Here is a 359-nt window from a genome sequence, read left to right on the forward strand (position 1 = left end):
TTCGTAGATGGTGATACAGACGCAGATGGTGAGTTAGATGTTGATGAGACATGGACGTATACTGGAAGTTATGCAATTACACAAGATGATATTGATGCTGGTCAGTTTACCAACCAAGCAACAGTAGAAGGTGTAGTAGCAGACGGTACTATGGTAAGTGATCTATCAGATGACGATAGTATACTAGAAGATGATCCAACAGTAACAGAAATCTGTCAGGATATCGATCCAGATACTGCTATAGCAATTATCAAGGTAGGTGTACTGAATGATGAAAATGGCGATGGATGTAGTGATCCACTAGAGACAATCACATATACATTTACAGTGACGAATCAGTCTAATGTAAGTATCTCAGA

At 39.0% G+C, this 359-nt stretch carries 1 protein-coding gene; it reads left to right on the forward strand.

The annotated features are described in order from the left end of the window. The coding region (locus tag Q1A60_RS21515; protein ID WP_300008517.1) for a hypothetical protein at positions 1-359 on the forward strand (359 nt) is incomplete at both ends.

Origin of the sequence: uncultured Dokdonia sp. (genome assembly GCF_947492535.1) — a bacterium.
Lineage (GTDB): Bacteria > Bacteroidota > Bacteroidia > Flavobacteriales > Flavobacteriaceae > Dokdonia.